Annotated in this window: 4 protein-coding genes and 1 tRNA gene; 2 read left to right on the forward strand and 3 right to left on the reverse strand. The window is 47.1% G+C overall.

Annotated elements, in window-relative coordinates; translation table 11 throughout:
* Positions 1 to 372: 372 nt before the first annotated feature.
* Together EWV68_RS11785 and EWV68_RS11790 are read right to left on the reverse strand one after the other, a co-directional pair.
* Positions 373 to 446, reverse strand: a tRNA-Arg gene (locus EWV68_RS11785).
* A 104-nt stretch (positions 447 to 550) separates the two neighbouring features.
* Positions 551 to 742, reverse strand: a complete 192-nt coding sequence (locus tag EWV68_RS11790) for a hypothetical protein (protein WP_061433415.1) — start codon at positions 740 to 742, stop codon at positions 551 to 553.
* 206 nt (positions 743 to 948) lie between these two features.
* Here EWV68_RS11790 and EWV68_RS11795 point away from each other — a divergent pair, with 206 nt between their 5' ends.
* Positions 949 to 3,474 carry a mannose-1-phosphate guanyltransferase gene (locus EWV68_RS11795; RefSeq protein WP_287169883.1) on the forward strand — a complete coding sequence of 842 codons (2,526 nt, stop codon included), beginning with the start codon at positions 949 to 951 and terminating at the stop codon, positions 3,472 to 3,474.
* Between the two features lie 79 nt (positions 3,475 to 3,553).
* Here the strand turns inward: EWV68_RS11795 and EWV68_RS11800 are convergent, their stop codons facing one another.
* Complete coding sequence (locus EWV68_RS11800; RefSeq protein ID WP_287169884.1) at positions 3,554 to 4,936, reverse strand: flavin monoamine oxidase family protein; 1,383 nt, start codon at positions 4,934 to 4,936, stop codon at positions 3,554 to 3,556.
* A gap of 109 nt (positions 4,937 to 5,045) precedes the next feature.
* On the opposite strand from EWV68_RS11800, the gene EWV68_RS11805 reads away from it, so the two are divergent.
* Positions 5,046 to 5,855 (forward strand): M28 family metallopeptidase, encoded by an 810-nt coding sequence (locus EWV68_RS11805; RefSeq protein ID WP_061433418.1) that lies wholly within the window; start codon positions 5,046 to 5,048, stop codon positions 5,853 to 5,855.
* The last annotated feature ends 68 nt before the right edge of the window (positions 5,856 to 5,923 follow it).

Below are 5,923 nucleotides of genomic sequence, written 5' to 3' on the forward strand. Positions count from 1 at the left end.
AGGGCTAATTGTGCATCTGCTGGGCAAACAAATTAGCCTGTAATTCAGAGCCGGCAATCGTTTTGACGATTTAGATAAAATTTTCAATGTGACACTTTAGGGTGCGGAATGTGGGATTTTGATAATGAACGCTATAGCAGTTTTCATCAGAATGAGGCATGGGCAAGGAGCTTAAGTCCTTTGTTGGCAAAACTGGTCGATACCTCAATAACGTGAAAAGCGCTATAAATAGCAGTTTCCCGGTCTCTTTTCACTGTTTAAGGAGGTTAAGTCCTTTGTTGGCAAAACTTGTCGATACCTCAATAACGTGAAAAGCGCTATAAATAGCAGTTTCCCGGTCTCTTTTCACTGTTTACTGTTCACTGAAAAAGGCGGGATCGGCCGGGATCGAACCGGCGGCCTAGTGCTTAGGAGGCACTCGCTCTATCCAACTGAGCTACGACCCCTTTTTTCCCTAACCATGATAAGCCATCCATGGCTAAACTGTTGATTGCCATCGACACCCAGCTACTTTCTGTTTTATGGCCACAACCTTGGCAGTATGTTAATTTTATTTGCCCTTGAGGGCTTTTTGAAAATTCTTGCGGTAGGCGGGATTAACAGCCAAAAGAAGCGGCCAGAACAGCGTTAGAGCTAAACGATTGGGTAAACTGGAACTAAAATTAGTGCTTCTGTATCCATTCCAGAATTTCCAACCACCGGCACCATAAACAATTATTAAGATAAAAATAACCAGTCTCATGCCATCTCATCCTTGAATTTAGAGAATTCACATCTCCTATTTTAAGCTTTGGTTTTGCCGACTTGGGAAAAGAAAATATTGTTCTGAATCGGGGGGACGGTGTTAGAATGCCGGTTAGGAACTGGCTCGATCGAGGTCGGGAAACTAAAGCCATAATTTGAAAAAACTATTTAAAAACGGCGAAAAGATAGCCTTGGGAGGAAATTATGCGAGCGGTATTAATGGCAGGTGGTTCAGGGACAAGATTACGTCCGCTTACTTGTGATCTTCCCAAACCGATGGTACCGATTCTCAACCGTCCGATCGCCGAACATATTATCAATTTACTACGAAAGCATGACATTACCGAAATTATCACCACCCTGCACTATCTCCCCGATGTCATGCGCGACTACTTTCAAGACGGCAGCGACTTTGGGGTAAAAATCACCTACGCTGTGGAGGAGGATCAACCCCTAGGCACCGCAGGATGTGTGAAAAATATTGCCGAATGGTTAGATGATACCTTTCTGGTGATTAGTGGCGATAGTATCACCGATTTTGACCTGCAAAAAGCGATCGCATTCCATAAAAGTAAAAACTCGAAAGCAACCCTCGTCCTGACGCGGGTTGCCAATCCGATCGAATTTGGGGTAGTGATTACCGACAAAGAAGGCAGAATTCGCCGTTTTATCGAAAAACCATCCACCAGCGAGATTTTTTCCGATACCGTCAACACCGGAACCTATATTCTCGAACCAGAAGTCCTCGATTATCTCCCCTACAAAGAAGAAGCCGACTTTTCTAAAGATTTGTTTCCGCTGCTGCTGCAAAGGGGCGAACCTATGTATGGTTATGTGGCCGATGGTTATTGGTGCGATGTCGGTCATCTGGAGGCCTACCGAGAAGCGCAATACGACGCTTTATCCGGCAAAGTTAACCTAGAATTTCCCTATCGAGAAAAATCCCCCGGGGTGTGGGTCGGTACTAATACCTATATCGATCCTAGCGCCCACATTGAGGCCCCGGCCATGATCGGCAATCATTGCCGCGTTGGTGCAAATGTTCTGATCGAGAGGGGTTCGGTTATCGGCGATAATGTCACCATCGGTGCCGGTTCCGATCTGAAACGTCCCATCCTCTGGAATGGTGTGGTGATCGGGGATGAGGTCAATTTAGCCGCTTGTACGATCGCTAGGGGAACCAGAATCGATCGACGGGCCCAGGTACACGAAGGTGCGGTGATCGGACAATTATCGATCGTGGGGGAAGAAGCGCAGATCAATTCCGGGGTCAGAGTCTGGCCGAGTAAACAGATCGAATCGGGAGCCATCCTCAATATTAACCTGATTTGGGGAAATACTGCCCATAAAAACCTCTTTGGTCAACGAGGAGTATCGGGACTTGCTAACATCGATATCACGCCCGAATTCGCCGTTAAACTGGGGGCAGCCTACGGTTCCATTCTAAAACCGGGGTCAACGGTAATCGTCTCCCGGGATCAACGTAGTGTCTCGCGCATGGTCAGTCGATCGCTGATTGCCGGTTTAATGTCCGTGGGGGTGAATATCCAAAACCTACAAGCGAATGCTTTACCGATTTCGCGGACTTTAGTGTCTAAATTAAACGTAGTCGGTGGCATTCACGTTCGTATTCACCCCGATCGCCCGGATTTTCTCTTAATCGAGTTTTTAGACGAAAAAGGGATTAATGTTTCCAAAGCGAGGGAAAAGAAAATCGAAGGGGCCTATTTCAAAGAAGATCTGCGACGGGTGGGAATGCAGGAAATCGGCAGTATGTCCTATCCGGCTGATATTCTCGATAATTACCGCAAAACCTTTGAAACTCAGCTAAATGTGGAGGCCATTCGCAATAGTAGCTCCAAAATCGTCATTGATTACGCCTACGGAGTCTCGGGAGCAATTTTACCAGAATTACTGGCTAAATTTGGCTGTGATGCCGTGGTTCTCAATGCCAGTTTACGTCAGAATGCCCTTTCCATGCAGGAAAGAGAGTTACTAATCCATCAATTGGGCCATGTGGTGGAGGCCCTGAAAGCGAACTTAGGCGTACAAGTCTCGGCCAACGGGGAACAATTAGTCCTCGTCGATGAGAGTGGTTTATCGATTCGCGGGGAACAATTAACTGCTCTAATGGTGAATACAATTCTGACCGCCCATCCTCGCGGTACAGTGGTAGTGCCGGTTCATGCTTCTAGTGCCGTGGAACAGATCGCGCGTCGTCACGATGGCCGGGTGGTGCGGACAAAAGCCAGTCCTAGCGCTTTAATGGAAGGATGTCAAACCAATCCTAATGTGGTTTTAGGAGGATGTGGGCAAACTGGCTTTATTTTTCCGCAATTACATCCCGGTTTCGATGCCATGTTCAGCGTGGCGAAACTTTTGGAGATGTTAACCATTCAGGAACGTTCTCTAGCTCAGGTGCGGGCCGAGTTACCGCGCATTTATAATAAGAATACGGCGGTGCGTTGTCCTTGGAAAGTCAAGGGATCCCTGATGCGCTATCTGGTGGAGACTCACGCTACCGATAATCTAGAGTTGATCGATGGGGTGAAGGTGATTAATCCCCTTAATGATGACTGGGTATTGATTTTACCCGATGCCGGAGAACCTTTAGTACATATCTATGCTAACAGTGAGCAGCGGGAATGGGTCGATCGGACAATTAAAGAATATCGTCATCGTGTCCAATATTTCGTCGAACATTACCAAGGCGAAATAGTGATGATTTAAGATTTTTTTGCCCTATTAGCCCCGAAACTTGACTATGATGACTTTTTTGACCTAAAAGGTGGCGTAGCCCTGTAGATGCTCATTTTTCCCGCAAAAGGAAGGCGATTCGATCGGCCGCCGCCTCGCCAGTGCGGATCGCTCCCTCAAAAAATCCTGGCCAGCGATCGGCCATTTCTGTGCCAGCCCAGTGAATCGGTCCGACGGGAGTAAAAAGAGCCTCGCCGAAACTTGTCCAGACTCCGGGGGGCATAAAAGCGGCATAGGCTCCACCAGTCCAGGGATCCCCGGGCCAATCCACCTCATCGTAACTGATCGGGAAAAGGGCCTCTTGACCGAAATAAATAGCTAAATCCGAGAGGACGGCGGCACGGCGCGCTGGGCCACTCATGGAGCGCCAACGACTATAGCGATCGCCAACCACAAAGGTGGCGATTACCCCGACGCCGGTTTCGGGATCGGAACTATCAGCACAGAGTTCCAACCATTGACAATTCCCTTGAGCGAGTCCCGCTAGTCCCTGTTTTCGCCAGAAAGGTCGCTCATAGGAAATCAGGACTTTAGCGCAGCATCCCATCGGTACTCGTTGGGTTAGTTGTTCTCGCTGGGGTGGCAGCGGGGGATGATAAATAATGCGGCCGGCAAGATGGGGTGGCATGGCAATGATGGCAAATTTGGCGGTAAAACTGTTCTGGCTGGTTTCTATGGTGACACCGGCCGAGTCATAATTAAGGCGAAAAACCGGTTCCCCCAATCGAATTCGCTCTCCTAATTCCGCCGCGATCTTGTCGGGAATTTGTCCGGCTCCGCCATGGATCAGTTCGGCCTCTGGATGTTCGGCCTGAGGGGCGCAATTTTGTCCCCAAAGAACGTGCAGCAGTGAGACTTGGTTGGGTTCGGCCGGCCCGAGAAAACCCACGGCACGGGCCATATAAGCAAAATACCATTGACCAAAATCTGTGCTGGTGTTTTCTTCAATCCACTGGGCAAAAGTTTTACTGTCTAGTTTTTTGGTGTGATCGTTGCTTTGGGGATAACCGGAAGGTAGGGTTTTGGCTAGTTCTTGAAAACGCGCCCATGCTGACATCGCATCTTGCCATTCTTCCGTGCCGATATCGGGTACTTCTCCCTCGTGGAAACCTTGAAAAAAACCATTGAATTCATAGCGTTTGTTGTTGAACACTAGGACGGTTTTTCCCTGATTGGGAGAGGGAAAACGACGTATTTTATACTCGTCGAGGAGGGCTAAAAAACGCTCTTGGGTTGGGCCCACCCACTGACCACCTCGATCGATCCACTGTCCGGAGGGGAGATATTGACCAGACATTCTACCACCGTAACGATTTCGCGCTTCGATCACCAGAACTTGATGACCTCGCCTCTGGAGATTACGCGCGGCGATTAATCCCGCTAATCCCGCCCCGACAACGATACAATCATAGCTAGTCAACTGGAGATTTGTCATGATTTTAGCTCCACAGAATATTTTATAATTAACAATTATTATTCTCCCCGATTTTTCCCTCAGTTTCTCTATCCATTGGCTCTTTTGATTAAATTATCTGCTGCCATCAATGTTTGATCTTCTTAGCGATCGCTTAAGCCAACACCTAGAACAAATTGTCCGAGAAAGAAACCCTTTTTTCTCTAGTCAAGGACATTTTTATGTGCGAGAATACCTGCGACAAGAGTTAGGCAATTGGGGAAAGGTTGAATCACATTTTTTCTCATTTCAGGGAAAAGTTTACGAAAATTTAATCTTAGATTTGCCTAATAATAGTCAAAAACCACCGATTTTAATTGGCGCTCATTATGACACGGTGCCGGGGTCGCCGGGGGCTGACGATAACGCCACGGGATTAGCGGTATTATTAGAATTAGCGAGGTTTTTTGGGGAGAATCAGGCTAATTATCCAATTCGTTTAATTGCCTTCGATCTAGAAGAATACGGATTACTGGGGAGCATTGCCTACGCAGAAAAATTAAAACAAACTAAGCAGGATTTAAGGTTAATGTTATCCTTAGAAATGCTCGGTTACTGTGATAAAAATCCCCATTCCCAAAAATATCCAGCTTTTCTAGAATATTTTTACCCCAACACTGGGGATTTTATCGCTTTGATTGGCAATCTCAAAACCCGCAAGGATTTAAATTTTCTCAGTCGAGTCCTGCGGGAAAATCAAACTCCCTGCGAATGGTTGCCCGTAATTTTTGGAGGTTATATCGTCCCCGATACTCGACGCAGCGATCATTCTCCTTTTTGGAGTCGCGGTTATTCGGCAATTATGGTGACAGATACGGCTAATATGCGTAATCCCTATTATCATCGAAAATTTGGGTCTGAAACCCCGTCGTTCTACGACGGCTTTACTGTTAAATATTAGCACATTTACGAAATATATGCTAAAATGTGAGGTATGGAAAAAGCCTACTCGTTTCGATTTTACCCCAC

It is taken from the genome of Microcystis sp. M_QC_C_20170808_M9Col (assembly GCF_007095495.1).
Lineage (GTDB): Bacteria > Cyanobacteriota > Cyanobacteriia > Cyanobacteriales > Microcystaceae > Microcystis > Microcystis aeruginosa.

Excerpts from the sequence above, each read along its gene's own strand:
- EWV68_RS11790 (WP_061433415.1), bottom strand. The coding sequence starts at position 742 with ATGAGACTGGTTATTTTTATCTTAATAATTGTTTATGGTGCCGGTGGT.
- EWV68_RS11800 (WP_287169884.1), bottom strand. The coding sequence starts at position 4,936 with ATGACAAATCTCCAGTTGACTAGCTATGATTGTATCGTTGTCGGGGCG.
- EWV68_RS11805 (WP_061433418.1), top strand. The coding sequence starts at position 5,046 with ATGTTTGATCTTCTTAGCGATCGCTTAAGCCAACACCTAGAACAAATT.
- EWV68_RS11795 (WP_287169883.1), top strand. The coding sequence starts at position 949 with ATGCGAGCGGTATTAATGGCAGGTGGTTCAGGGACAAGATTACGTCCG.